Genomic DNA, 22,607 nt, shown 5'->3' with positions numbered 1-22,607 from the left:
GAGTTTTCGTTCGCTGCAAGCCCTAAGTGGCGGGCGCTGCGGCTGGAATTTGGTGACATCCAGCAACGCCCAGGAAGCCTTTAATTTTGGTCGCGACCAGCACTTCACCCATGCCGAGCGCTACCGCCAGGCGCAACAGTTTCACCAGCAGGTGACGGCACAATGGGCGGAGCAGGGCGTGCAACCGGTGCAAGTGCTGGCGGGGGATTCCGAGGCCGGTCGGGCGTTCGCCGCGCAGCGCGCCGACGTGGTGTTTACTGCCCAGCCAACGCTTGCCGGCGCTCAAGTGTTTTACCGCGATATCAAACGACGCGTGGCCCAACAGCAGCGTGACCCTGACCGCGTGAAAATCATGCCCGGCATTTTGCCAATCATTGGCCGCAGCCGCGCTGAAGCCGAAGACCGCCAAGGCTTGCTGCAACGCTTGGTGCAGCCGGAGGTGGGTTTGTCGTTACTGTCCGACGTGGCGGGCGGCACCGATTTGTCCCGTTACCCGCTGGATGGACCGCTGCCTGAATTGCCCGTCACCGAATCCGGCCGCAGCCGTCAGCAGTTGTTAGTGGAACTGGCCCGCAACGAAAACCTGAGCATCCGCCAGTTGTATCAACGCATCGCCAATGCCCGTGGTCATCTCGCCGTAGCCGGCACCGCCGGCGATATCGCCGACTGCCTGGAAGCCTGGTTTCACGGCCACGCGGCGGATGGTTTTAATGTGATGCCGCCCTGGTTGCCGGGCGGGCTGGACGACTTCGTGGACCTCGTGATTCCCGAACTGCAGCGCCGCGGCTTGTTCCGCACCCACTACACTGGCCGTACCTTGCGAGACAACTTGGGGCTGGCCGCCAACCCAAAACCGCAGAAGGAAACCGCACATGGCTGAGCCACTCGTAGCCCCCGTCATACACGGCCAACGTCTTGAAGTTCGCCCTGGCCGCTTTTTAAACGTTACCCATCGTCAGGCCTCAGAGGAGGCCGCCACCTTGTTCTTCGCCCATGGTGGCGGTGGTAATCAAGACCAATGGCGTTTCCTCTGGCAAGACCCACGCCTGGCCGGCTACAACCTGGTGGCCTGGGACCTGCTCGGCCACGGCGCCAGCGACAAACCCAAAGCCGCCAGCGCCTACGCCTGGGACGAATTGGTGGCCGACCAACTGGCTATTTTTCAACGCTTCGATACCGAACAAAATATCCTCATCGCCCACTCATTTGGCACCGCCTTAACCCTCAGCACCCTCGCCAAATTGCGCGAACAGAACAGCCTTAACACCGTGGCCGCTGTGCTACTGCTTGGCACCCAACTGCAATCCCCCAAAGGCCGCAGCCCGCTGCTCAAACTGCCTGCCTGGATTCTGGAACTGCTACGCCCCTTACTCGCCAAAGGCTTCCGCGAAGCCGCCTGGCACCCCAACACCGACCGCGCGTTGGTGGCCTACGAAGAGAAACTGACCGAACGGAACAAACTGCACGTCTTCAAAGCACTGCTTAGCCAAACCCACTGGATTCCCGAAGCGCAACTCGCCCAGCTCAACGTGCCCGTACAGATACTTTCCGGCGAAGGGGATCGCCTTACGCCACCTGAAGGTGGCCGAGCGCTGCAACAGAAAATCCCCAACGCAGGGTTTGCGGTATTGGAAGGCACCGCCCACCAGATTCAGCTTGAGCAGCCGGGATTGGTGATCGGGCATTTACTGGCGCTGTTGGCCCAGGTGGAGATTCAGAAAGAATCCACCACGGCGGTATAAAGCCCTCACGCCGCTGCGCCATGTACAGCCCCGGCGAGGTGCCAAGTGCTTTACGAAACAGGGCGACAAAGCTGCTGGCGCGCTCGTAGCAGCTGACACTGGTCGATCACATCGCCTTGGGTGATAAAGCGCCTCCAGAACTCATCTGCTTGCAATGGTGCGAATCCCTACAAGCTGTTTAATAAGGTGTCGCGTAAACCTCTGGTGGTCACATCTGAAAAATATCTGTAGGGCGTTGCTGCATTCCTAGTAAGGATATTCGCATAATGTATATTATGTTAAATTATCTATGTACTGAAGGGACATCAGATGGCTTGTTGTTAAACAGATATCCCCCCACCGCTACGGTTCATCAACGGCTTGTTGCCTAGGGTTTTTAATGCTTTGCCTATTGCATAGCGGATATCCAACGGCTGGCTAAACTCCCTCCAATATCCCGAATGATCATTACAACTGCCGCCATCACCGGTGCGCTGGTGGCCTGCGCTCTATTATTGGTGAGCCTGTTGTTCGCGGGGAAAGCGGCGTTTGGCACTGCCATGGGCAAGGTGTTTGCCGCGGGCTGATCACGTTTTTTAATCGTATTCGGTTTAGGTATTTCGCCTCTGCCCAATAGCGCAGGCAATGGCTCACGCTGTTGCGGCAAAACACAGATAGGCAACAGATGAATACGCTGCGCATCTGGCTCGCGGTGCTGCTGGCAACCAACGCTGGGTGCGGCCTATTTAAGGTCGACCGCGAAATGCAGCAGGCCAGAGCGGAGCTGGTGCTGATAGTTGGGCAATTGACCGGCAGCGACTCTGGCCGCAGTGCGTTAATCGCGCTGCTCGATGCGCAGGGCAAACTACTTACCTACCGGATTGCCGCACCCGGTGAAGACTTCTATTTCACCGAGGCGCCAGGCGCCTACCAACTAGTGGCCTTCGATGACCGCAACGGCAATTTCACCCTCGACCCCGACGAACCTCGGCAATGGGTCGCCAACGCCCGGAGCGTGCCGCTGCATGTGCAACCCGATGCGGCCACCCGCAAACGCCTGAGCCAGGGCAACCTTATTGCGCTGCGCGAACGCGATCTCGCGCAGGCGCCAGCGATAGATTTAAGGTTGGAAGTGCTCCACCGTGAACAGCCGCGCATGCAGCGCAACTATCTGCAACCGGTTAGCTTCAACGACCCCCGCTTCAGCCTGGCAAGCACTCAGCTGGGCGCCTGGCAACCACTCACTTTTTTGCGTGATATCGGCTACGGCCTGTATCTGCTGGCCCCCTGGGACAACGCCAAGGAACCCATCTTCCTGGTACATGGCATCAACTCCTCGCCTAGCGATTGGCAGGACGTCGCCGCCAATATCGATACCCAGCGTTTCCAACTGGTGCTTTTCCACTACCCCAGCGGCGTTCCGCTTAACAACAGCGCCTATATGCTGAGTGTTGGTATTCACGATATCGAGCGCCGCTATGCGCCTACTCGCCTGCATGTAATCGCCCATAGCATGGGTGGTTTGGTGGCGCGCCGGGCGCTGCAAATGCTCGGCGAGGAGAACGCGCAATCGGTGTGTTTGTTCGTCACCTTGTCGACGCCTTGGGATGGTCACCCTTCAGCCGCATCCGGCTTGCAAAACGTGCCGCTCGAAGTACCGGTATGGAAGGACATGGCGCCGGGCAGCAACTATTTGCAGCAGCTGTTTGCCTCCCCCTTGCCTGCCCATATTCGCCAGTGGCTGCTGGTCAGTTACGCCGGCAACAGCCGCTTATTGCCGGAACCCAACGACGGCGTGGTTCCGCTGACCAGTGAGCTACGCAACAGTGCGCAAGATGAAGCGCGCCAGATTTACCTGTTGAACGAAGATCACCTCAGCATTTTGCACAGCAAACGCACCAAACAATTACTCGATCGCGCGTTGCAGCGTCTGCCTAACCAAGGCTGTGAAGGCTGAAGCGCGAGCGTTTTCTATCTAGATAGGAAAAATAATCCCAGTGCGCGAAGCCGCATTGCGAATGTGCTCCTGCATGGCCTTGCGCGCGGGGTCGTTGGCGTGACGGGCCAGGTGACGCAGGATTTTGCGGTGCTCTTGCCAGGTTTCCATCGCCCGTTCGGGGCGAATAAACGGCAGCTTTTGGCTTTCCAGAAATACTGATTCGCTGGCGCTGATGATGTGTTCGATGGCCAGATTGCCGCTGGCTTGCAGCAGGCGTCGGTGGAATTCGAAGTCCAAGCGCGCGGCGGCTTCGAAGTGTTGGGCACGCAGTTCCAAGCGCATGGCTTCGACGTTGTCGTGCAGCTCATCAATGTCCAATGCCGTCAGGGTGCTGGCGGCGCGGCCGGCGGCAAAGCCTTCAAGTACGTAGCGCAGTTGGAAGGTGTCAACGGCAGATACCTGCTCGGCGTACGGCCAGGAGAATGCCTTGGCGGTCGTGCCACTGGCTACCAAGGTGGACTGCACGTACACGCCCTTCCCGGCTTGCACGCTAACTAGCCCTAACGCACTTAACGATGACAATGCCTCACGCAGAGACGCGCGACTGACGCCCAGGCGCTCGGCCAAATCGCGCTGCGATGGCAAGGCATCGCCCGGTTGGTAGCCGCCCTCGCGGATCAGCTTTTGAATGGCTTGCAGGGCCTGTTCTGGCACCGCGCCACGTACTGCTGTATCGGCCATCTGTTCAGACCAGTCAGAAGAAGTAGCTGCTTTTTACGCTGGTTTTTGCCTGGGGCGCAAGTCACGCACCAGCCTGGAACTATCGCTGAAACCCTTGCCCTGCTTGGGTGCAATTAAAAGTTGACGGATCAATCAGGAAGCCTCAACTGTTCAGACCAGTAAGACCTTGAGAATCAACGACTGGACGGTCACGCATTGGCTGTTCGCAAGAAACTGGCATGCCCTGTGCTATCGCCATTGCACTCTTTCTTGCGACGCCACGAGGCTTATCCCATGCGTATAGTTCGTCACTTGCTGCTCTCTGCCTTTATCGCCAGCGGTGCCTTTGTGCATTCAGTGGCCAATGCCGATGCCCTCGCCGATATCCAGGCCAGCGGCACGCTGAAAGTGGCCGTACCGCAAGACTTCCCGCCGTTCGGTTCGGTGGGCCCGGATATGCAACCCCGTGGCCTGGATATCGACACTGCCAAAATGATTGCCGACAAGCTCGGCGTGAAGCTGGCGCTGACACCGGTTAACAGCACCAACCGTATCCCCTTCCTCACCACCGGTAAGGTCGATTTGGTGATTTCCAGCTTGGGCAAAAACCCGGAGCGGGAAAAAGTGATCGACTTCTCCAAGGCCTATGCGCCCTTCTATCTCGCCGTGTTTGGCCCGGCTGAAGCCGAGATCGCCAACACCGATGCATTGAAAGGCAAAACCATCAGCGTGACCCGCGGCGCCATTGAAGACATGGAGCTGAGTGCTGTGGCTCCGGAAGGCACCACCATCAAACGCTTTGAAGACAACAACTCGACCATCGCCGCCTACCTGTCTGGCCAGGTCGATTTGATCGCCAGTGGCAGCGTGGTAATGAGCGCCATCGCGGAGAAAAACCCGAAGAAAGTACCGGTGCTGAAACTGAAACTGAAGGACTCCCCGGTGTATGTCGGCGTAGCCAAAGAACAGCCGGCGCTGCTGGAAAAAGTGAACGGCATTCTGACCGCCGCCAAGGCTGACGGCAGCCTCAGTGGCATCGCTGAAAAGTGGTTGAAACAACCGCTGCCAGCTGACCTCTGAGCGGCCTAGCCTGATGGCCTATCAATTCGACTTTGCCGCGGTGCTGGCCCACGGTGACCAACTGCTTAAGGGCGCGTTGTTCACCCTGGAGCTGACGGCCATTGGCGTGTTTGCCGGGGTCGCGATCGGCGTGCTTGGCGCGGTGATGCGCGCCTGGCACGTGCGCCCCTTCAACTGGCTGTTTAGCGGCTATGTGGAGCTGATCCGCAACACGCCTTTTATTGTGCAGTTGTTCTTTATCTTTTTCGGCCTGCCCGCGCTTGGCGTGCGCATGAACGAATGGCAAGCCGCTTCGTTGGCCATGGTGATTAACCTGGGCGCGTATTCCACGGAAATTATCCGCGCCGGCATCCAGGCCATTCCCGCTGGGCAAATCGAAGCAGCGTCGGCCCTGGCCATGACCCGCTACGAAATCTTCCGCCATGTGGTGCTACGCCCGGCGCTGGCCAAGGTGTGGCCGGCGCTGTCCAGCCAAATCATCATCGTCATGCTGGGTTCGGCGGTGTGCTCGCAGATTGCTACTGAAGAGTTGTCGTTTGCCGCCAACTTTATTCAGTCGCGCAACTTCCGCGCCTTTGAAACCTACCTGCTGACCACCCTGCTCTACCTGGTGATGGCCATCGGTCTGCGCCAAGTATTGAACCTGGTGGGCCGCTACGTGATTGTGGGGAGACGCTGATGGAATTCACCTTGTGGGACATCATCCGCAACCTGCTCACCGGCCTGCAATGGACGGTGCTGCTGTCCGTGGTGGCGTTTGTTTGCGGCGGCGTGGCCGGGCTGTTGGTGATGTTGGCGCGCATTTCTCAACTGGCTGCATTGCGCATTTTGGCCCGTGGGTACATCGAGCTGTTCCAAGGTACGCCGCTGCTGATGCAGTTGTTTTTGGTGTTCTTTGGCGTCGCCTTGCTCGGCGTCGAGGTATCGGCGTGGATGGCGGCGGCGGTGGCGCTAACGCTATTTACCAGTGCTTATCTGGCTGAAATCTGGCGCGGTTGTGTGGAGTCAGTCACCAAGGGCCAGTGGGAAGCCTCAGCCAGCCTGGCGCTGAACCGTTTCGAACAACTGCGCTACGTGATTTTGCCGCAAGCGTTGCGCATTGCTGTGGCGCCCACCGTGGGTTTCTCGGTGCAGGTGGTCAAGGGCACGGCCGTCACGTCCATCATCGGCTTCACCGAACTGACCAAGACCGGCAGCATGATCGCCAACGCCACCTTTGAACCCTTCCTGGTCTACGGCCTGATTGCCCTGGGCTACTTCCTGTTGTGCTTCCCGCTCTCGATGGGCGCCCGTTACCTTGAAAGGAGGCTGCATGTCGCTGCTTAGTATCACTGGCCTGCACAAATACTACGGCCCTAACCACGTGCTTAAAGGCGTTGACCTCAAGGTTGAGGAAGGCGAAGTGGTGGCCATTATCGGCCGCAGCGGCTCGGGTAAAAGCACCCTGCTGCGCACCCTTAACGGCTTGGAGTCGATCAACGACGGCGTGATTGAAGTCGACGGCCAATACCTCGACGCGCAACGCTCAGACCTGCGCGCGCTGCGGCAAAGGGTCGGCATGGTGTTTCAGCAGTTCAACCTGTTCCCGCACCTGAGCGTGGGCGAAAACGTCATGCTTGCGCCGCAGGTGGTGAAGAAAACTGACCGCGCGGAATCACGCCGATTAGCGGAAAAGATGCTCGAACGCGTAGGCCTGGCGGACAAATTCAATGCCTTTCCCGAGCAACTGTCTGGCGGGCAGCAGCAACGCGTGGCGATTGCCCGCGCCTTAGCCATGTCGCCGCGCGTGCTGTTGTGCGACGAAATCACCTCGGCGCTCGACCCGGAGTTGGTTAATGAGGTACTCAGCGTGGTGCGTGAACTGGCCAAAGAAGGCATGACGCTGATTATGGTCACCCACGAAATGCGCTTTGCCCGCGAAGTGGGCGACAAACTGGTGTTTATGCACCAGGGCCGCGTGCATGAAGTGGGTGCGCCGAAAGACCTGTTCAGCGCCCCGGCAACGCCGGAGCTGGCGAACTTTATTGGCAGTATTGCTTAAGGCGTTACGGCGGATCAGGCGGCTTAGGTGCGAAAACGCCCAACAAGGCCGCTAAGTTCCGCCGCCAACCGCGACAACTCATGACTGGCGGCGTTGGTTTGCTGAGCACCTTCGGCAGACTGCGCCGACAGATCACGAATCGCCACCAGGTTGCGGTCGACTTCGCGGGCCACCTGCGCCTGCTCTTCCGCCGCACTGGCAATCACCAGGTTGCGCTCGTTGATCTGGCTGATGGCGGCAAATATTTCCTCCAACACGTCGCCGCTTGCCTGGGTCATCTGCAACGCATCCTGCGCTTTCGTGGTACTGGCTTGCATTGCACCAACGGCCTGCTCGGCATTGCTCTGCACACTGCTGATCATTTGCTCGATTTCGCGCGTCGACTCCTGGGTGCGATAGGCCAACGTGCGCACCTCATCAGCCACCACGGCAAAGCCTCGGCCCGCCTCCCCGGCCCGCGCCGCTTCGATGGCCGCGTTCAGCGCGAGTAGGTTGGTCTGCTCCGACACCGCGCGAATCACATCCAGCACCTTGCCGATATTGCGCACTTCGCTGGCCAGATTTTGAATACGCTCAGCACTGCTCTGGATGTCCGCACTCATCGACTTTGTGCCTTCGATGTTTTCTCGCACCTGCTGCCGGCTCTTTTGCGACAGGCTGTCAGAGGCTGTGGCCGCTTGCGAGGTAGATACCGCATTGCGCGCCACCTCTTCGACGGCGCTGGTCATTTCATTAACCGCAGTGGCGGCTTGTTCAAGCTGCTGATCTTGCTGCTGAAGGCCACGATTGCTTTCCTCGGTCACGGCATTCAGCTGTTCGGCTGCCGAGGCCAGTTGCGTGGCTGAACCCGCGATGAGATTTAGCGTGTCGCGTTGGATGCTCTGCATACGTTGCAGCTCGGCGAACAATTCGCCAATTTCATTGTGGCTGGTCACCACGACGGCTTGGGTCAGATCGCCATCGGCAATGCGTTTGAAATGCTCACCGGCATCACGCAAGGGACGCAGCACTCGGGCGGAAATAAATATCCAGCAGAGCACCGCCAACACCAACGTAATCACCACCACGCCAATAGACAGGGTTTGTGCCAATGCCAGTCGCTCGGCGGACTGAATGACCACCATCTTGCTGCGCTGATCCAACTCGCCGACCAACTTGACCCGAATCGCCTGCAAATTGGTCATGCCATTACCGGCGGCAATGTTCACCTGAAAGTAATCGGTAGCGGATTGCGCGCGAGCGGCGGCTCGCTGGCCGACTATTGCCCGGCCATATTCGTCAAAAGCGTTCTTAAGGTCATCGGCAAGGCCCTTGAGCACCGGGTCGGTGATATCGGCGGTCGCCGAGTTGATCTTGGCGATGGCTTCTGCCCAGATCACTTCACTGCGGCCAATACGCGCCTCTGCTTCCTCACGGTGACCGCCGACCGCTTCAATAAAGGCCGAGGACACATTTGCGCTGGTACGAATGGCCAGCAGCAACGCATTGTTAATGCCGTCAATCTGCTTGGTCGCCTGGTCGAGCTGAACAATTTGCTCATGGCTGCGTACCGCTGCCGACCAATTGTTCACCGTTGATAGCAGCAAGGCGACAACGAACAGAACCAATACGGCGACCATGCCGGTGCGGACTTTAAGGTGAGGGAACATCGAGAGAACTCCAGGAAAAATGGCAGCGTGCGCTGCGCGTCATCATTTCCTGCCTACCCCCACATTGCTAGAAAGCTTGAGGGCAAGGTCGCCGTAGCTGGGCGATCAACGAACAATATTGTTCGCCTCAGCGTGTTCGCCCCCGGTGAAAACCGCCCCACAGCCAGCGAAACCAGTGGCGAGTTATGCTCTTTTTAGCCTTTAGGCGGCTGGTGGTGCCGCAACCACGCGGCCGCCAAGGGAAACCGGGTCAGTAAAAAAGCTGCGCAAGGTTGCTGCTGAATCGTCTGCCCACTGCGTATAAACCGAAGCACCGGGGTGAAAACCGTCAGCGGCCAGCATGCCGTCACGCACGCTCAGATTGCTTTGCTGCAGGCGGCAGTCCATGCGTGATCGCGCTAACTGCGCCAGGGCCAGGTTGAATTGCTTGGCACGTCGGCCCAGGTACCAACGCAGCGGTTGCGGCAATGCGGGAAATAGATGCATCGGCGGCACTGGCGCTAGCAGCACGTGCCGAGCCCCATACTTCCACAACAGCAAATCAAGCAGCCTGTGCATGGCGATTGCCCAGTCTTGAGCCGACAACCCACCCGTTACATCGTTTACGCCGACCGACACCAGCACCGCATCAAACGGCTCGGTAGCGGTGCTCTCGACCCGCGCCATAACCTGCGCGGTGTCTAAACCGGATTGGGCGAGCAGCTTCCATGACACGCGATAGTCTTGCGCCAGGTTAGCGACCAACTGGCCGGTTAATGCTTGCGCTTGTTCCGGCACGCCGACACCAGCAGCTGCCGAGTCGCCCAGCACCAACAAACGCATGTGCGGGCCGTTGCCACTTACGCCGCTACGCTCGCCACTGGGCTCGGGTAACTTCGGCGTTATACGGCGCACATACAGGCCTTGCAGCAGCAAAAGCGGCGCCAGGAGGATTTTGATCAGCACTTCACGCATCGTGGTTCACCTGGTCAGGCAGGCGGGTTGCTCTGCCCTGCTCCGCGCATATAGCCGTTAAGTCGCTGCTTGAGTCTGGCCACTAAGAGCGGATCGTCCAGCTCAATCAGTTGCTGGCGTACCCAATCTCGCCATGCGGCTTTTTTCTCGCCGCGGGCGCCGAGCAGGCGGCTGAACTCCCACGCCACGTCTACGGCCAGCTGCGTATCTAACTGCAACTGCTGTTGGTAGTTTTCAAAGCAGCATTGGCGATGCTGCTGAATGGCGGCACGTTGGTCGACAGGAAGCTGGCTGAGGTTGAAAGACATATCCGAATCTCTGTAAGCTGGTTATGCATACAGTATTTGGAGCAAGTGATGAACTGTCAACCCGCGTCTGAACACAATGGCAAAAATCATGCGGCCAGTGCCGAACAACAGCCTATGGAAACCCTCGACTATCTGCGCCTGGCGAGCTTTATCCAGTACCTGCACAGCGACAAGCAAGATACGTCGACGCTCGAGCGGCCTGCGGAAATCGCTCAGTGAGCTAGTTGGCCGGCAGTTGCACACCCTCGGCGTTTGCCGTTGCCGGTTGGCCGCCCAGATAAAAACTGTGCAGGTCATCCAGTGCGGCCAACTCGGCGCCGGTACCTTGTCTGACTACGCTGCCGGTCTCTAGTACGTAGCCGTAGTGGGCATATTCCAAGGCCACGGCAATGTTCTGTTCGGCGATCAAAAAGCTCACACCGGCTTCGCGATTGAGTTGGCCGATGGTGGTGAATATTTCTTCGACAATCTGCGGTGCCAGGCCCATCGAAGGTTCGTCCAGCAGCACCAGTTGCGGCTTGGCCATTAATGCGCGGCCGATGGCGACCATTTGTTGTTCGCCGCCAGAGGTGTAACCGGCAAGGCTTTTGCGGCGCAGTTCCAGCCGTGGAAATTGCGTGTAAATCTGTTCCAACTCGTCGTGCAGTTGCCGGCGTGAAATGCGCCTGGCGAAGGCACCGGTCATAAGGTTTTCTTCCACGGTCAGGTGGGCGAAGCAGTGGCGACCCTCCAATACTTGCACCAGGCCGTCACGCACTAAACGGTCCGCAGTGCTGTGGGTAATGTCGCGGCCGTTGTAGTGAATACGCCCCTGCATCACCTCGCCCCGCTCTGCCCGCAGCAAATTGGAAATAGCCTTTAACGTGCTACTTTTGCCGGCGCCATTGGCGCCTAACAACACGGCAATTTGCCCCTTAGCCACCTGCAGAGACACCCCGCGCACGGCCAGAATCGCCTGCTCATACAGCACCTCAATGCCTTGCACCTGCAAAATCGGGCTGTCGCTCATGGTTTTGCTCCTCGGATAAGTAGCCTTAACGGCCGAAGTGCCTAAGCCCTCCGGCCGTTTGCCAAATCAGGACTCTTTGCTGCAATCACGCGGGGTGATGCCTTTTTCGGCGGCGTATTTTTTCGACGAGGCCTCGATGATTGGCCGCAACAGCGCACGGTCGGCTTGTACCCAGTCGCTGATCAGCTTCCACTGGCTGCCGTCCCACTGCTGAAAGCGCACGGCGCCGCCGCCTTCGTGGTCGGAGCAAGACAGTTGCAGCGGCTGCACCAGGCCCAGCGCGCCGAGTTCTTTAAGGCGAGCATCATCCAGTTTTAGGTGTTCGAAACCCCAACGGACTTGCTCGCCGGTCAACGGTTGTTTGCCGTATTTTTCCTGGGCGATACGTAGTGCTTCAACGTTAAGAATGCCGTTTACCACGCCGAGGTTGTAGTACACGTTGCCAAAGCGTTTAGGGTCGGCGAGGTCGCCTTGGCCCTTGTCCACCACGTCCTTTTTAATGCCCTGCAACACAGGGAAATCGATGCCCGAAGGATGGGTGGTAATGGCGATATAGCCCTTGGCGGCAGCGCCTGCCGGGGCCGCGTCGTCTTCCGAGTTGCTCCAGATATTGCCGATGATATGGTCCGCCGGAAAACCCACTTTCTGCGCGGTTTTCAGCGCCACTGGGTTCATCACCCCCCAGCCACGCAGAATCACCCAGTCCGGTTTGGCGCGGCGAATGTTTAACCACTGCGACTGCTGTTCGTTGCCGGGGTGCGGCACTTCCAGCAGGGTCAGTTCAAAGCCGTATTTGTCGGCCAGGGTTTGCAGCACTTCGTTGGTTTCTTTGCCGTACGGTGAACCGTGGTACAGCGTGACGATCTTCTTGCCCTGCAGTTTTTCCAAGCCGCCGCTGCGTTGGCCGATGTAGTTGATGATCGCCGACACCTCTGAATAAGGGTTCAGCTGCAGCGGAAAGACATAGGGGAACACGCTGCCATCGGTGGAGTCGGTGCGGCCATGGTTGATGGTGATCAGCGGCAGTTTGTCGGCCGTCGAGCGTTCCAATGTGGCGTAGGCAATACCCACCGACAGCGGGTTGGTGGCGGCTGCCGGCGCACCGTTCAAGCCTTTCTTCAGGCGCTCGTAGCACTCCACGCCCTTCTCCACTACGTATTCGGTTTCGCACTCGCTCCAGGTCAGTTTCACGCCATTTACGCCGCCATTGGCGTTGACGTACTTCATATAGTCGATAAAGCCGCCAAAAAAACCGGTGCCGCCAGCGGCATAAGGCCCAACCCGGTAGCTTTGCAGCGGAAAGTACTGCTCGTTGTCGGCGTGGGCGCTAACTGCCCCAGTGGTGAGGCTAACGGCCAAGGCCAGGGAGCCCCAGAAAGTTGGTTTGAACATGCAAGTGTCCTTGTAAAAACGGTGGTCAACGGAGGTTGAGGTTCGGCAGGCGGAGCACGTTCCGCCGGGGTTGCGGTTCGCTCAGTAGCGCAGCGGCCATAGCCGTGCGCGCTCGCGAAATTTCTGCCAGAGGCGTGCTAGGCCCTCGGGCTCCTTAATCAGAAAAAAGATGATCAGTGCGCCAAACACCATCTTTTGCAGGTTCTCGATCTGGCCGGCTTCAATCAGCCCAGGCGGCAGCAACGCCGCCACGTTCGAGAGCAAAATCGGGAACAGCACGATAAAAGCCGCGCCCAGAACGTTGCCGAGCAAGCTGCCCAGGCCGCCAATAATGATGATGAACAGGATCTGAAATGAGCGGTTCAGGTCGAACCCGTGGGGTTCTACCGTGCCCAAATACATAAACGCCCATAACGCGCCGGCAATGCCAAGGAAAAAGCCGCTGATGGCAAAAGCCAGCAGCTTGGTTTTCAGCAAGGGAATGCCGATAACCGCGGCGGCTGTGTCCATATCGCGCACCGCCATCCAGTTGCGCCCCAGCTCACTGCGTACCAGGTTGCTGGCCAGCCAAAACATGGCCAGCACCACGCCCAACGTGAGCAGATAACGCCCCACCGGCGAGCCGAAATCGGTAGCAAAAATCAGCAGCGGCGGCGCGCTGATCACCCCCGAAGCGTCGTTATTGGAAAACCAGCTAAAGCGTGTGAGAGCCCACTGCACAAAGAACTGCGCGGCCAGGGTCGACACCAGCAGATAAAAACCCTTGATGCGCAAACTGGGCAGGCCAAATAGCAACGCCACCAGGGCCGCGCACACACCGCCCAAGGCAATATCCAACAGCAACGGCAGGCCGGTAACGCGCAAGTCGATGTTGTAGGTAGCAAAGGCTCCGACCGCCATAAACGCCGCCGAACCCAAGGACAATTGCCCGGCATAGCCGGTGAGCAAATTCAGCCCAAGCCCAGCCAGCGACAGCACCAGAAACGGAATAAGGATGGCGCTAAACCAATAGTCGTTGCCCAAAAACGGTACGCCGATGGCGCTGAACACCAGCAACAGCAGCACACCGATACGGTCCTGGCGCAAGCGAAACACTCGGCGGGCTTGGGCGTAACGGGTACTGAATTGCCCACCTTCTTGATAGAACATCATGCAGCTCCTTACACCCGCTCTATGGCGCGCTCGCCAAACAGCCCAGCCGGACGCACCAGCAGGAACAGCAAGGCCAGCACATAGGGGAACCAGTTTTCGATGCCGCCGCCGATGATCGGGCCGATATACACCTCAGCGAGCTTCTCGCTGGCGCCGATAATCAGCCCGCCGACAATCGCCCCAGTGACCGAGGTAAAGCCGCCAATAATCAGCACCGGCAGTGCTTTGAGCACCACCAACGACAGGGAAAACTGCACGCCCAAACGGGCACCCCACAGCAACCCGGCGACCAGGCCGACAAAGCCGGCGACCGACCAGACAATCGCCCAGATGTGCGGCAAGCGAATGCCTACCGCCAGCGCGGCCAACGGGTCGTCAGCCACCGCTCGCAGCGACAAACCCATGCGGGTTTTGTTGAATAGCAGCGACAACACGGCCACCAGCACGGCGGCGGTTACCGCCGCGAAAATATCGAATTGCGAGAGCAACATGCCGCCCAGTTCCAGTGGCTCATCGCTGATGCCCAGGTCCAGGCCATGCACCTGCGCGCCCCACAGTGCTTGAGCCAGCCCTTCAATCACGTAAGACAGGCCAAGGGTGGCCATAAACAAGGTGATCGGTGAGCGGTTTACCAACGGCCGCAATACCACCCGTTCGATGGCCAGCGCCAACAGCACCATCACGGCCAAGGTCAGCACAAACGCCAACCAAAACGGCACACCACGCTCCAACAAGCTGACAAAGGTCAGTGCCGCAAACAGCACCATGGCCCCCTGGGCGAAATTGAATACGCCCGAGGCCTTGTAGATCAGCACAAAGCCAATGGCGACCAAGGCATACATCACCCCAGCCAACAGCCCTCCAATCAGCACTTCAAAGAAAAATTCCATGGTGGTTCCTGACTTACCAGCGAGAGTTACACACGAGCGAAGCCTGGCCGCCCGGCAAGGCAGCCGTTGTGAACGGTTTAAAACGGTTAGTGGCGCGTGCCGAGATAGGCCGCAATCACCTCGGGGTTACGCTGTATTTCCGCTGGCGGGCCGTCACCAATTTTGCGCCCGTAATCGAGCACCACTACGTGGTCGGAAATGCCCATCACCACGCCGATGTCGTGTTCGATCAACACCACGGTGGTGCCGAACTCGCGGTTGATATCGACGATAAAACCGCTCATCTGCGCCTTTTCTTCAGCGTTCATGCCCGCCATGGGCTCGTCCAGCAACAACAAACGCGGCTCGGCGGCCAATGCACGGGCCAGCTCCACGCGCTTTTGCAGGCCATAGGGCAGTTTGCCGACGATGGCTTCGCGCCACGGCTGGATATGCAAAAACTCGATAATGCGTTCCGCTGCGTGCCGTTGCTGATCTTCTTCACGTGGTGCGCGACCTATGCGCAACGCCTGTTCCAGCCAACTGCTACGGCGTTTGAGGTTGCGCCCGCTAAGCACGTTGTCGAGCACGCTCATGCCTTTAAACAGCGCGATGTTCTGAAAGGTGCGGGCAATGCCACGCACCGCCGCATCGTGGGGACGCATGCGCTGGCGCAGTTCACCGGCATAACGCACCTGGCCTTGCTGAGCGTGATACACGCCGTTGATCACGTTAAGCAGCGAGCTTTTGCCGGCGCCATTGGGGCCGATCAGCGCGCAGATTTCTCCGGTCGCCACGGCAAAGCTGATGTCGGTGATGGCTTTTACGCCCTTGAACGACAGGGAGATATTGTTCAGCTCCAATAGCGGAGCACGTGCAGCTTCAAGCGTCATAGCCCGTTTCCTTGTGCGGCAAGCGCACTACCGACGTTGTTCCAAGCGGCCACCTGTGGACGGCGCTGCGGGCTTTGCCACTGCGCGGGGTCTGGCCAGGTGCGTACGTCGATGGCCAGCGCGTGAAAAAACGCCTGCACATCCTCGTCCAGCGGTTCGCCCACCAATAACGGCGCGCGGGTGCGGCTAAAACCCAACACGTCACGCAAGGGCCGCCGTATCAGCCAGTACCCCACGCTGCGCGGCCAGATGCCCGGTTCAGGCTGTAGCGCCCAGTCCACCAGGCGCCGACGCCAACTGCCTGGCTCTGGTAAACGCGCTAGCACCTGAGCGTGCAGGCGTGCATAGGTGTCGCGTGTACCGGCGACCAGGGTTGGACCGAGCTCGCGGCGGTCGTGATCACGGGTGGCAAGGTTCTCGGGAAAATTCAGGCGAAAGCCGGCAATCAACCAGGGCGCGAGCAGGTAACGCGCCTGCCCGCCTGCGGCAAACGCGCGAGCCGCCAGGGCTTCTTCGTGGCGGCCAAGCTGTTCGCGCTGTACCAGGCGCGCGCCGTGCTGCAGCAACTCGCCATGGCTGATGCGTTGCCACTGCAACTCGCCAGAAGCAGCTTGGCGATACAGGGCAAAGGCGGTTTGTTCCATACCGGCCAACACGGTTACAGCGCCACTGCCGCCCTCGGCCAACAACGCCTGATAACTCAGCGCCGCAGCGCCGGCGGAGTCGCCCACCACGCCGCGGCCATCGGCATACAGCAGCACATCTGGCGTGCTACCGACCGCTTGCAAGCGGCGCAGCTCGGCCAGGCCCTCAGCAAACACGTACTGCGTTTGCAGCTCAGCCAATAGCGCGGCTTGTGGCTCCCCCGGTTGCAGTGGATCGAGCAACGCCGCTTCGCCGCCCAGCCACTGCGCGGCCAAGGCCAGCAGCAACGCTTCCGGGCGTGGTCGGCTAAGCACCAATAAACTCGCCCCCGGCGCAAAACCACGCTGTTGCAACGCGCTCGCCAGGCTGCGCACTTCATCCGCCACCTGCCCCCAGCTACGCACCTGCCAAATGCCCAGGTGCTTATGGCGCAAGGCAATACCACTGGCCTGGCGCCGCGCTTGATGCTGCAGCCAGGCGGGCAAACTGTCAGGCTCCTGCTCGCGGTTATCGGTGGGCTGCACGCTGCTCATCGCCCTGCCCTCAGGCCACTTCCAAGGGTTTGCTAGCCGATTGTTTGGCTTCAAGTTCGCGCACCAACGGCAGCACATGCTTGCCGAAGTATTCGACCTCTTCCTGGAAGTGCAGGAAGGCACTAAGCACCAAGTCCACCCCCACGGCCTTAAGCGCAACAATGCGCTCGGCAATCTGCTTGGGCGTGCCGATCAGGTTGGTTTTAAAACCGTCGTTGTACTGCACCAGATCTTCGAAGGTGGACTTGGCCCAGTTGCCCTCACCTTCAGGGCTAGCTTTACCGGCTTGCTTGGCGGCATCGCCAAAGGCATTGACCGCTTCTGGGTCGGCTTGATCGATGATCTCGGCCAGCACGGCGCGGGCTTCTTCCTCGGTGTCGCGGGCAATGATAAAAGCGTTAACGCCGATTTTGACCTGGTGGTTATTGGCCGCCGCCTTGGCGCGGATATCGTCGACCTGCGCCTTGATGCCTTCCACGCTATTGCCATTGGTGAAGTACCAATCGGACACACGCGCGGCCATATCGCGAGCAGCACGGGAGCTGCCGCCCTGGAAGATTTCCGGGTGCTGCTGAATGGGTTTGGGTTTCAGGGTGTACTCGTTGGTGCGGTAGAAGTCGCCACGGAAGGTGAAGTTATCTTGGGTCCAGATGCCTTTAAGGACGCGGATAAATTCTTCCGAACGACGGTAGCGCTCGTCGTGTTCCAGCCAGTGCTCGCCAATGGCGGTGAACTCACCTTTAAACCAGCCGGAGACAATATTTACCGCCACGCGGCCATTGGTGAGCTGGTCGATGGTGGCGATCTGTTTAGCCAGCAACACCGGCTGCCATGGCCCGGGCAATACGGCGGCAATGACTTTTAATTTAGTGGTGGCGGCCAGCAAGGCGTGGCTAAAGGCGACTGACTCGTGCTGGTACTCGGCGCCATAACCGGCGGTAAAGCGGATCTGTGTCAGGCCATATTCAAAGCCTGCGGTTTCGGCGATTTGCGCCAGTTTGCGGTTGTAGTCGATATCCCAGCTGGTGCGCTGTTGGATTTTGCTGACCACCAGACCGCCGCTGACATTCGGCACCCAGTAGGCGAATTTGATAGTGGCTTGGCTCATTGGCATGTACTCCAGTAACTGTATGGGGCTGGGCCCCCGGTGTGGCGGCCATACCAGACCTAGAGCAGCAACCATGCCAAAGTTTTTTATCGTTATTTATCAATGCGTTGTGTGATTGAAGTGTGAGCCGTTGCTGTTCTGTAAGCCGCAACCTGCTGATCAAATGTCTGCCCAGCAACAGTTGAAGGTTAAACAGCAGCATCGCGTGTCGCGCCGGTGCCAAGCGCAACTGTTGCCAGGCGAACACCTGGGCAACAAGTTGCGTGCTGACCAACAGGAAAACCACCCACAAGCGCAGAGCAAAGCCCCGTGGTTACTGGGCTGCGCGGTACGGCACAGCCTGTGCAATAGGGTGGCTAACGATGGTTACTGGAACCATCACCTGCACCCTTCAAGGAATTTGTGATGACCGTACAGCAACAGCACCTCCCCGCCGCCCTCTCCACAGGTACCGACTATGAACAGTTGGCCGCGCGCTTCCGGCCTATTTTTGCGCGTATCGCCGAAGGCGCTGTGCAGCGTGAGCAAAGCCGCAGCCTGCCGTTCGACGCGATCAGTTGGTTAAAAGAAGCCGGTTTTGGCGCCGTGCGCGTGCCCACCGCATTTGGCGGCGCGGGCGCCTCGTTGCCGCAACTGCTAGAGCTTTTGATTGAACTGGCCACCGCCGACTCCAACCTGCCCCAGGCCTTGCGCGGTCACTTTGCCTTTGTCGAAGACCGCCTCAACGCCCACGCCAGCAGCTCACAAGAAACCTGGTTTAAGCGCTTTGTCGATGGCGAATTAGTCGGCAATGCCTGGACCGAAGTAGGTGCGGTGAAGATTGGCGATGTCATCACCAAGGTGACAGAACGCGATGGCCAGTGGCTGGTCAACGGCACCAAGTACTACAGCACCGGCAGCATCTTTGCCGACTGGATCGACCTCTTCGCCCAGCGCGAAGCCGACGATGTGCATGTGATTGCCGCCGTGCGCACCAACCAACCAGGCATCAAGCAAAGTGACGACTGGGATGGCTTTGGCCAGCGCACCACCGGCAGCGGTACGTCGGTGTTTGAAAATGCCGTGGTGGAGGCCGAGCATATCTACGAGTTCGATAGCCGCTTTAAATACCAGACTGCGTTTTACCAACTGGTGCTACTTGCCGTATTGGCCGGTAGCGGCCGCGCCGCCATTCGCGACACCGCAGAAGAAGTGCGCAAACGCACACGCATTTTCAGCACGGGTAATGCCAGCGCCGTGCATCTTGATGTGCAAGTGCAGCAGGTAGTGGGTAAAGCCTCGGCCCAGGTGTACGCCGCGGAAGCGGCGGCCATTCGCGCCGCCCAGCCGGCGCAACAGGCGTACCTGGCGCGTTTTGGCAGCGATGCGGAAGCAGAAAAACAAGCCAATATCGCCGCCGAACTGCAATCGGCGCAGGCCCAGGTGGCCATCGCTGAACTGGTATTGCGCGCCACCAGCGACCTGTTTAACGCACTTAGCGCCTCAGCCACCAGTACCAGTAAATCCCTCGACCGCCACTGGCGTAACGCCCGCACTGCGGCCAACCACAACCCGCTGATTTACAAAGAACGCATCATCGGCGACTGGGAAATCAACGCCACCGAACCGCCGTATGTATGGCAAATCGGCGGTGGCTCAAAGCAGCAGTAAGCGCAAGCGGGCTTAGGTTTCGACGCCCTCATTGACCGAGGCCGGTGGTGCCTCGGTTTCGCGCTTGGGTGTGTCGTCTGCCGCGTCGTCTTCAGGTTTACCCAGCAGCTTATTGGTCGATTTTTGCGCCTGATCAATCTGTTCGTTTAAGGCGGTGACGGTATCGCTCACCGCTTCGCGGGCCAGTTGCTGAGCCGCCTGGGCGGCTTTGTCGGTGAGTTTTTGCGCGGATTCTTCAGCGGCATCGCAGCCTGCCAGTGTGATGCCAAGCAAGGCTACAAGCGCCAGACCGGCAGTTGATAAAACATTCATAGGGTTCTCCAACGGTGATAAATGCCCCGGCAAACCGGGGCAAAAAAGGTGGTGTTGAGTGTTAAGTGGAGGCGGCAGCGTTGCGGGTTTTCCACAGCGACAGCAGCACGCCGCCAGCCAACAGGCCGAGCGTTACGCTGAGGGAAATCACCGGAGGGGTTTTGCCGATGATGCCGACCAGGAAAATTTTGCAGCCGATAAACACCAGCACCAGCGCCAGGGCGTACTTGAGGTAGGCGAAGCGATGGATCATCGCCGCCAAGGCGAAGTACAAGGCGCGTAGGCCAAGAATCGCGAAGATGTTCGAGGTGTAGACGATAAACGGGTCTTGGGTGATGGCGAAAATCGCCGGCACGCTGTCCACGGCAAACACCAAGTCAGCGCACTCGATCAGCACCAGTGCCAATAGCAGTGGCGTGGCCCACAACACGTTGCGCCCGGCGGCGTCCGGCTGACGGACAAAGAAGCGCCCTTCATGCAAACGCTCGGTGACGCGCATATGCCGGCGCAGGAATTTCACCAATGTGTTTTCGGCCAGATCGGGATGATCGTCGACCTTGCTGAACAGCATCTTTACGCCGGTCAGCAGCAGGAAGGCGCCGAACACATAGAGAATCCAGTCGAACTCAGCAATCAGCGCTGCACCCAGGCCAATCATAATGGCGCGCAGCACAATCACCCCGAGAATGCCCCAGAACAGCACCTCGTGCTGGTACTTACGCGGGATCGAAAGAAAGCTGAAGATCATCGCCATAAGGAAGACGTTGTCCATCGACAACGACTTCTCAATAAGAAAACCGGTGTAGAAATCCATACCGGCGGTGTCGCCTTTTACCTGCCAAATCCACAAGCCAAACAGCAAGCCGGCGCTGATGTAACCGGCCGAAAGCAACAAGCTTTCCTTCACGCCGATTTCGCGGTGCTCACGGTGCAGCACCCCGAGGTCGAAGACCAGCAGGCTGATAACGATGGTGATAAAGACCAGCCACAACCAGGTGGCGGTGCCGAGGAACTCGGCCATGAAGAACGGTTCTAGGGTGCTCATAAGCCCCTCCTAAGTCGAAGTTGTACAAACTGCAACTCCGACATGGCAGCTAAAAAAGCTGTCAGAGGGGCCCGGCGTCGCCGCGCCAATTTAGCAGCCTGGGCATAACGCTCAAGCCTTCACTCTTTGCAAAGTGTCTCAGCGGCACACCGGCGACGCGGCCAAGTAGCTCTGCCTGGCGGGCTGCCGCTAAGATGGGCGAACACACAATCTCCAGGACGGTAACCGTGATGCCACCCGCTTTCGCGCCACTGATTCATATCGACTGGAAGCTGCCTGGCGCTGAATTACTAGCCCTGTTCCAGCACTACTACCCCGCCATCACGCTGTTTAACGGCGCATCGTTCGAAGCATTGCGCGATGAACTAGACAACCAAATGCCTGAGGTCTGCCTGCAAGCGTTGGCGCCCCTTCTGTTGGCTCAGGGCTACGACCTGTGGAATCTCGACACCGGTGCCGATGACTACCGCCCCGTCATCATCCCTACCGAGCAACGCCAAGCGTTTGCCTTGCACTGGCAACATGCGCGCGACGAACTGGCGCTGACACCTACCCTGATCGAGCCGCAAGCGCCTGCCGCCCGCACAACTAAAAAAACCAAAACCCAGCGCAGCAAGCTGAAATGGTTGCAAGACGTGCACGACTACCCTGGCCCCACCTACGTGCATGAGCACAACTACCGCAACGGCTGGGCTGCAATCACCGAGGAGGATGAGGGGCGGTGGCAATGCTTTCTGATTGATTACAACCAGTGGCCGCCAGTGGAGCGCGACATGCTCGAACAGCGCGAGGACGTTGACGGTGCCGACCTGCAACTGCTCTACGCCAACACCCAGCGCAGCCTGTGGAAACGCCAGGTGAAGCGTGGCGATTACAGCCGCGACGACCGCTATGAATACGAAATTTGCCAGGGCGATGACATTCAGCGCTTCGGCCCAGCGGACGAGCAGTGGCCCGAATTTGAACCAGCGTGCGTGGTGATAGGCAACGAGCTGTTCGAACGCCAGCGCCTGTACGAGCCCGAGCCACTCACACGTATCTGGCGAATTACCGCGCACACCAGCGAGGTGATTTTTGCCTACGCCGATGAACTGACCATCCTGCCCTTCGGCCCTGGCCGTTTGCTGTTTATGCAACACAACGGCCCGCTGTGCTGGCTCTGGCAAACCGAGCAGCCACAGCAAGCAATTGTCGCCAGCGCACTGCCCGCCGAAGGCTACAAATTGCGCGCCGCCACTGCCTACTTGGGCGGCGATGAAATTCTGCTGTTTAGCGAAGGTGCGCGACAGAATCTGGAAGATACCGGCTACCAGGAAACCGTACTGCTGGCCTGGCGCTTCAACGTGCTGACGGGAGCAACTACCAAGACCGTGCTCGATGGCTTTGGCAGCGAACTGCGCCAGGAAACCCGCCTACTGGTCACCCAACCCAAACGCAGCATTACCCTGCGCACCTTTCACGGCCAGCTCAACGTATCGCGCGGCCATGGCGATTGGTGGGTATGGAACTACCACGCCAACACCTTTGGCACGCGCACCCTAGCCTGGTGGTGGAACCAGCAGAGCAACGAGGTGCTGAAGTTGACCA

At 59.0% G+C, this 22,607-nt stretch carries 25 protein-coding genes; 12 read left to right on the top strand and 13 right to left on the bottom strand.

The window, feature by feature from the left end; genetic code table 11:
• From AAAB16_RS24625 to AAAB16_RS24610, 4 genes are all read left to right on the top strand, one after another.
• On the top strand, nucleotides 1-880 hold an 880-nt coding region (locus tag AAAB16_RS24625; protein ID WP_340665715.1), incomplete at its 5' end, for an LLM class flavin-dependent oxidoreductase.
• Nucleotides 873-1,742: an alpha/beta hydrolase gene (locus AAAB16_RS24620; RefSeq protein ID WP_340665714.1), complete on the top strand. Its 870-nt coding sequence runs from the start codon at nucleotides 873-875 to the stop codon at nucleotides 1,740-1,742. The genes AAAB16_RS24625 and AAAB16_RS24620, both read left to right, overlap by 8 nt.
• Nucleotides 1,743-2,182: 440 nt before the next feature.
• Nucleotides 2,183-2,308: a hypothetical protein gene (locus AAAB16_RS24615; RefSeq protein WP_340665713.1), complete on the top strand. Its 126-nt coding sequence runs from the start codon at nucleotides 2,183-2,185 to the stop codon at nucleotides 2,306-2,308.
• Nucleotides 2,309-2,406: 98 nt separating this feature from the next.
• Nucleotides 2,407-3,678, top strand: a complete 1,272-nt coding sequence (locus tag AAAB16_RS24610; RefSeq protein WP_340665712.1) for an alpha/beta fold hydrolase — start codon at nucleotides 2,407-2,409, stop codon at nucleotides 3,676-3,678.
• Nucleotides 3,679-3,696: 18 nt separating this feature from the next.
• Here the strand turns inward: AAAB16_RS24610 and AAAB16_RS24605 are convergent, their stop codons facing one another.
• Nucleotides 3,697-4,401, bottom strand: coding sequence for a FadR/GntR family transcriptional regulator (locus AAAB16_RS24605; protein WP_110613777.1), 705 nt, complete (start codon nucleotides 4,399-4,401; stop codon nucleotides 3,697-3,699).
• Between the two features lie 273 nt (nucleotides 4,402-4,674).
• Here AAAB16_RS24605 and AAAB16_RS24600 point away from each other — a divergent pair, with 273 nt between their 5' ends.
• Genes AAAB16_RS24600 through AAAB16_RS24585 form a run of 4 tightly spaced genes read left to right on the top strand, consistent with a single transcriptional unit; the run spans nucleotide 4,675 to nucleotide 7,501 of the window.
• Nucleotides 4,675-5,460, top strand: a complete 786-nt coding sequence (locus AAAB16_RS24600; protein ID WP_340665711.1) for a transporter substrate-binding domain-containing protein — start codon at nucleotides 4,675-4,677, stop codon at nucleotides 5,458-5,460.
• Between the two features lie 13 nt (nucleotides 5,461-5,473).
• Nucleotides 5,474-6,139 carry an amino acid ABC transporter permease gene (locus AAAB16_RS24595; RefSeq protein ID WP_340665710.1) on the top strand — a complete coding sequence of 222 codons (666 nt, stop codon included), beginning with the start codon at nucleotides 5,474-5,476 and terminating at the stop codon, nucleotides 6,137-6,139.
• Nucleotides 6,136-6,786, top strand: coding sequence for an amino acid ABC transporter permease (locus tag AAAB16_RS24590; RefSeq protein ID WP_340665716.1), 651 nt, complete (start codon nucleotides 6,136-6,138; stop codon nucleotides 6,784-6,786). Before AAAB16_RS24595 ends, AAAB16_RS24590 begins: the two co-directional genes overlap by 4 nt.
• Complete coding sequence (locus tag AAAB16_RS24585) at nucleotides 6,773-7,501, top strand: amino acid ABC transporter ATP-binding protein (protein WP_340665709.1); 729 nt, start codon at nucleotides 6,773-6,775, stop codon at nucleotides 7,499-7,501. The genes AAAB16_RS24590 and AAAB16_RS24585 overlap by 14 nt, the downstream gene beginning before the upstream one ends.
• A gap of 23 nt (nucleotides 7,502-7,524) precedes the next feature.
• Here AAAB16_RS24585 and AAAB16_RS24580 read toward each other — a convergent pair whose 3' ends face one another.
• The 3 genes from AAAB16_RS24580 to AAAB16_RS24570 all read right to left on the bottom strand — a co-directional run bounded on the left by AAAB16_RS24580 (nucleotide 7,525) and on the right by AAAB16_RS24570 (nucleotide 10,412).
• The gene (locus tag AAAB16_RS24580; RefSeq protein WP_340665708.1) at nucleotides 7,525-9,150 is read right to left on the bottom strand and encodes a methyl-accepting chemotaxis protein; all 1,626 of its coding nucleotides are present in this window, start codon (nucleotides 9,148-9,150) and stop codon (nucleotides 7,525-7,527) included.
• Nucleotides 9,151-9,351: 201 nt separating this feature from the next.
• Nucleotides 9,352-10,104 (bottom strand): SGNH/GDSL hydrolase family protein, encoded by a 753-nt coding sequence (locus AAAB16_RS24575; protein ID WP_340665707.1) that lies wholly within the window; start codon nucleotides 10,102-10,104, stop codon nucleotides 9,352-9,354.
• 14 nt (nucleotides 10,105-10,118) lie between these two features.
• The gene (locus AAAB16_RS24570) at nucleotides 10,119-10,412 is read right to left on the bottom strand and encodes a hypothetical protein (protein ID WP_340665706.1); all 294 of its coding nucleotides are present in this window, start codon (nucleotides 10,410-10,412) and stop codon (nucleotides 10,119-10,121) included.
• Between the two features lie 48 nt (nucleotides 10,413-10,460).
• Between AAAB16_RS24570 and AAAB16_RS24565 the strand changes: the two genes are divergently transcribed.
• Nucleotides 10,461-10,631: a hypothetical protein gene (locus AAAB16_RS24565; RefSeq protein ID WP_340665705.1), complete on the top strand. Its 171-nt coding sequence runs from the start codon at nucleotides 10,461-10,463 to the stop codon at nucleotides 10,629-10,631.
• A gap of 1 nt (nucleotide 10,632) precedes the next feature.
• On the opposite strand, the gene AAAB16_RS24560 is transcribed toward AAAB16_RS24565, so the two are convergent.
• From AAAB16_RS24560 to sfnG, 7 genes are all read right to left on the bottom strand, one after another.
• On the bottom strand, nucleotides 10,633-11,421 hold the full coding sequence (locus AAAB16_RS24560) for an ABC transporter ATP-binding protein (protein ID WP_340665704.1): 789 nt from the start codon (nucleotides 11,419-11,421) through the stop codon (nucleotides 10,633-10,635).
• Between the two features lie 66 nt (nucleotides 11,422-11,487).
• Nucleotides 11,488-12,813 carry an ABC transporter substrate-binding protein gene (locus AAAB16_RS24555; protein WP_340665703.1) on the bottom strand — a complete coding sequence of 442 codons (1,326 nt, stop codon included), beginning with the start codon at nucleotides 12,811-12,813 and terminating at the stop codon, nucleotides 11,488-11,490.
• A gap of 81 nt (nucleotides 12,814-12,894) precedes the next feature.
• Nucleotides 12,895-13,962 (bottom strand): branched-chain amino acid ABC transporter permease, encoded by a 1,068-nt coding sequence (locus AAAB16_RS24550; protein WP_340665702.1) that lies wholly within the window; start codon nucleotides 13,960-13,962, stop codon nucleotides 12,895-12,897.
• Nucleotides 13,963-13,973: 11 nt separating this feature from the next.
• Nucleotides 13,974-14,855, bottom strand: a complete 882-nt coding sequence (locus AAAB16_RS24545) for a branched-chain amino acid ABC transporter permease (RefSeq protein WP_340665701.1) — start codon at nucleotides 14,853-14,855, stop codon at nucleotides 13,974-13,976.
• Nucleotides 14,856-14,941: 86 nt separating this feature from the next.
• Complete coding sequence (locus tag AAAB16_RS24540; protein ID WP_340665700.1) at nucleotides 14,942-15,727, bottom strand: ABC transporter ATP-binding protein; 786 nt, start codon at nucleotides 15,725-15,727, stop codon at nucleotides 14,942-14,944.
• Nucleotides 15,724-16,905 (bottom strand): AMP-binding protein, encoded by a 1,182-nt coding sequence (locus tag AAAB16_RS24535; RefSeq protein WP_340665699.1) that lies wholly within the window; start codon nucleotides 16,903-16,905, stop codon nucleotides 15,724-15,726. The genes AAAB16_RS24540 and AAAB16_RS24535 overlap by 4 nt, the downstream gene beginning before the upstream one ends.
• A gap of 10 nt (nucleotides 16,906-16,915) precedes the next feature.
• Nucleotides 16,916-18,013, bottom strand: coding sequence for a dimethylsulfone monooxygenase SfnG (gene sfnG / locus AAAB16_RS24530; protein WP_110613763.1), 1,098 nt, complete (start codon nucleotides 18,011-18,013; stop codon nucleotides 16,916-16,918).
• 163 nt (nucleotides 18,014-18,176) lie between these two features.
• On the opposite strand from sfnG, the gene AAAB16_RS24525 reads away from it, so the two are divergent.
• Together AAAB16_RS24525 and AAAB16_RS24520 are read left to right on the top strand one after the other, a co-directional pair.
• On the top strand, nucleotides 18,177-18,419 hold the full coding sequence (locus tag AAAB16_RS24525) for a hypothetical protein (RefSeq protein ID WP_340665698.1): 243 nt from the start codon (nucleotides 18,177-18,179) through the stop codon (nucleotides 18,417-18,419).
• On the top strand, nucleotides 18,419-19,663 hold the full coding sequence (locus AAAB16_RS24520; RefSeq protein ID WP_340665697.1) for an acyl-CoA dehydrogenase family protein: 1,245 nt from the start codon (nucleotides 18,419-18,421) through the stop codon (nucleotides 19,661-19,663). The genes AAAB16_RS24525 and AAAB16_RS24520 overlap by 1 nt, the downstream gene beginning before the upstream one ends.
• Nucleotides 19,664-19,675: 12 nt before the next feature.
• Here AAAB16_RS24520 and AAAB16_RS24515 read toward each other — a convergent pair whose 3' ends face one another.
• Nucleotides 19,676-19,975 carry a hypothetical protein gene (locus tag AAAB16_RS24515; RefSeq protein WP_340665696.1) on the bottom strand — a complete coding sequence of 100 codons (300 nt, stop codon included), beginning with the start codon at nucleotides 19,973-19,975 and terminating at the stop codon, nucleotides 19,676-19,678.
• Between the two features lie 61 nt (nucleotides 19,976-20,036).
• Entirely contained in the window at nucleotides 20,037-21,020 is a 984-nt protein-coding gene (locus AAAB16_RS24510; RefSeq protein ID WP_340665695.1) for a TerC family protein, read from the bottom strand.
• Between the two features lie 230 nt (nucleotides 21,021-21,250).
• On the opposite strand from AAAB16_RS24510, the gene AAAB16_RS24505 reads away from it, so the two are divergent.
• A partial coding sequence (locus tag AAAB16_RS24505; protein ID WP_340665694.1) for a hypothetical protein occupies nucleotides 21,251-22,607 on the top strand: 1,357 nt, incomplete at its 3' end.

This window comes from Pseudomonas sp. (genome assembly GCF_037994325.1).
Classification (GTDB): domain Bacteria; phylum Pseudomonadota; class Gammaproteobacteria; order Pseudomonadales; family Pseudomonadaceae; genus Aquipseudomonas.
This window is presented reverse-complemented; position numbering and strand designations above follow the sequence as displayed.

Bases quoted from the DNA above. Each gene is read 5' to 3' on its own strand.
- AAAB16_RS24610 (WP_340665712.1), top strand. From the start codon at position 2,407: ATGAATACGCTGCGCATCTGGCTCGCGGTGCTGCTGGCAACCAACGCT.
- AAAB16_RS24605 (WP_110613777.1), bottom strand. From the start codon at position 4,401: ATGGCCGATACAGCAGTACGTGGCGCGGTGCCAGAACAGGCCCTGCAA.
- sfnG (WP_110613763.1), bottom strand. From the start codon at position 18,013: ATGAGCCAAGCCACTATCAAATTCGCCTACTGGGTGCCGAATGTCAGC.
- AAAB16_RS24570 (WP_340665706.1), bottom strand. From the start codon at position 10,412: ATGTCTTTCAACCTCAGCCAGCTTCCTGTCGACCAACGTGCCGCCATT.
- AAAB16_RS24600 (WP_340665711.1), top strand. From the start codon at position 4,675: ATGCGTATAGTTCGTCACTTGCTGCTCTCTGCCTTTATCGCCAGCGGT.
- AAAB16_RS24545 (WP_340665701.1), bottom strand. From the start codon at position 14,855: ATGGAATTTTTCTTTGAAGTGCTGATTGGAGGGCTGTTGGCTGGGGTG.
- AAAB16_RS24575 (WP_340665707.1), bottom strand. From the start codon at position 10,104: ATGCGTGAAGTGCTGATCAAAATCCTCCTGGCGCCGCTTTTGCTGCTG.
- AAAB16_RS24540 (WP_340665700.1), bottom strand. From the start codon at position 15,727: ATGACGCTTGAAGCTGCACGTGCTCCGCTATTGGAGCTGAACAATATC.
- AAAB16_RS24615 (WP_340665713.1), top strand. From the start codon at position 2,183: ATGATCATTACAACTGCCGCCATCACCGGTGCGCTGGTGGCCTGCGCT.
- AAAB16_RS24520 (WP_340665697.1), top strand. From the start codon at position 18,419: ATGACCGTACAGCAACAGCACCTCCCCGCCGCCCTCTCCACAGGTACC.
- AAAB16_RS24535 (WP_340665699.1), bottom strand. From the start codon at position 16,905: ATGAGCAGCGTGCAGCCCACCGATAACCGCGAGCAGGAGCCTGACAGT.
- AAAB16_RS24620 (WP_340665714.1), top strand. From the start codon at position 873: ATGGCTGAGCCACTCGTAGCCCCCGTCATACACGGCCAACGTCTTGAA.
- AAAB16_RS24550 (WP_340665702.1), bottom strand. From the start codon at position 13,962: ATGTTCTATCAAGAAGGTGGGCAATTCAGTACCCGTTACGCCCAAGCC.
- AAAB16_RS24515 (WP_340665696.1), bottom strand. From the start codon at position 19,975: ATGAATGTTTTATCAACTGCCGGTCTGGCGCTTGTAGCCTTGCTTGGC.
- AAAB16_RS24580 (WP_340665708.1), bottom strand. From the start codon at position 9,150: ATGTTCCCTCACCTTAAAGTCCGCACCGGCATGGTCGCCGTATTGGTT.
- AAAB16_RS24510 (WP_340665695.1), bottom strand. From the start codon at position 21,020: ATGAGCACCCTAGAACCGTTCTTCATGGCCGAGTTCCTCGGCACCGCC.
- AAAB16_RS24565 (WP_340665705.1), top strand. From the start codon at position 10,461: ATGAACTGTCAACCCGCGTCTGAACACAATGGCAAAAATCATGCGGCC.
- AAAB16_RS24555 (WP_340665703.1), bottom strand. From the start codon at position 12,813: ATGTTCAAACCAACTTTCTGGGGCTCCCTGGCCTTGGCCGTTAGCCTC.
- AAAB16_RS24525 (WP_340665698.1), top strand. From the start codon at position 18,177: ATGTCTGCCCAGCAACAGTTGAAGGTTAAACAGCAGCATCGCGTGTCG.
- AAAB16_RS24585 (WP_340665709.1), top strand. From the start codon at position 6,773: ATGTCGCTGCTTAGTATCACTGGCCTGCACAAATACTACGGCCCTAAC.
- AAAB16_RS24560 (WP_340665704.1), bottom strand. From the start codon at position 11,421: ATGAGCGACAGCCCGATTTTGCAGGTGCAAGGCATTGAGGTGCTGTAT.
- AAAB16_RS24595 (WP_340665710.1), top strand. From the start codon at position 5,474: ATGGCCTATCAATTCGACTTTGCCGCGGTGCTGGCCCACGGTGACCAA.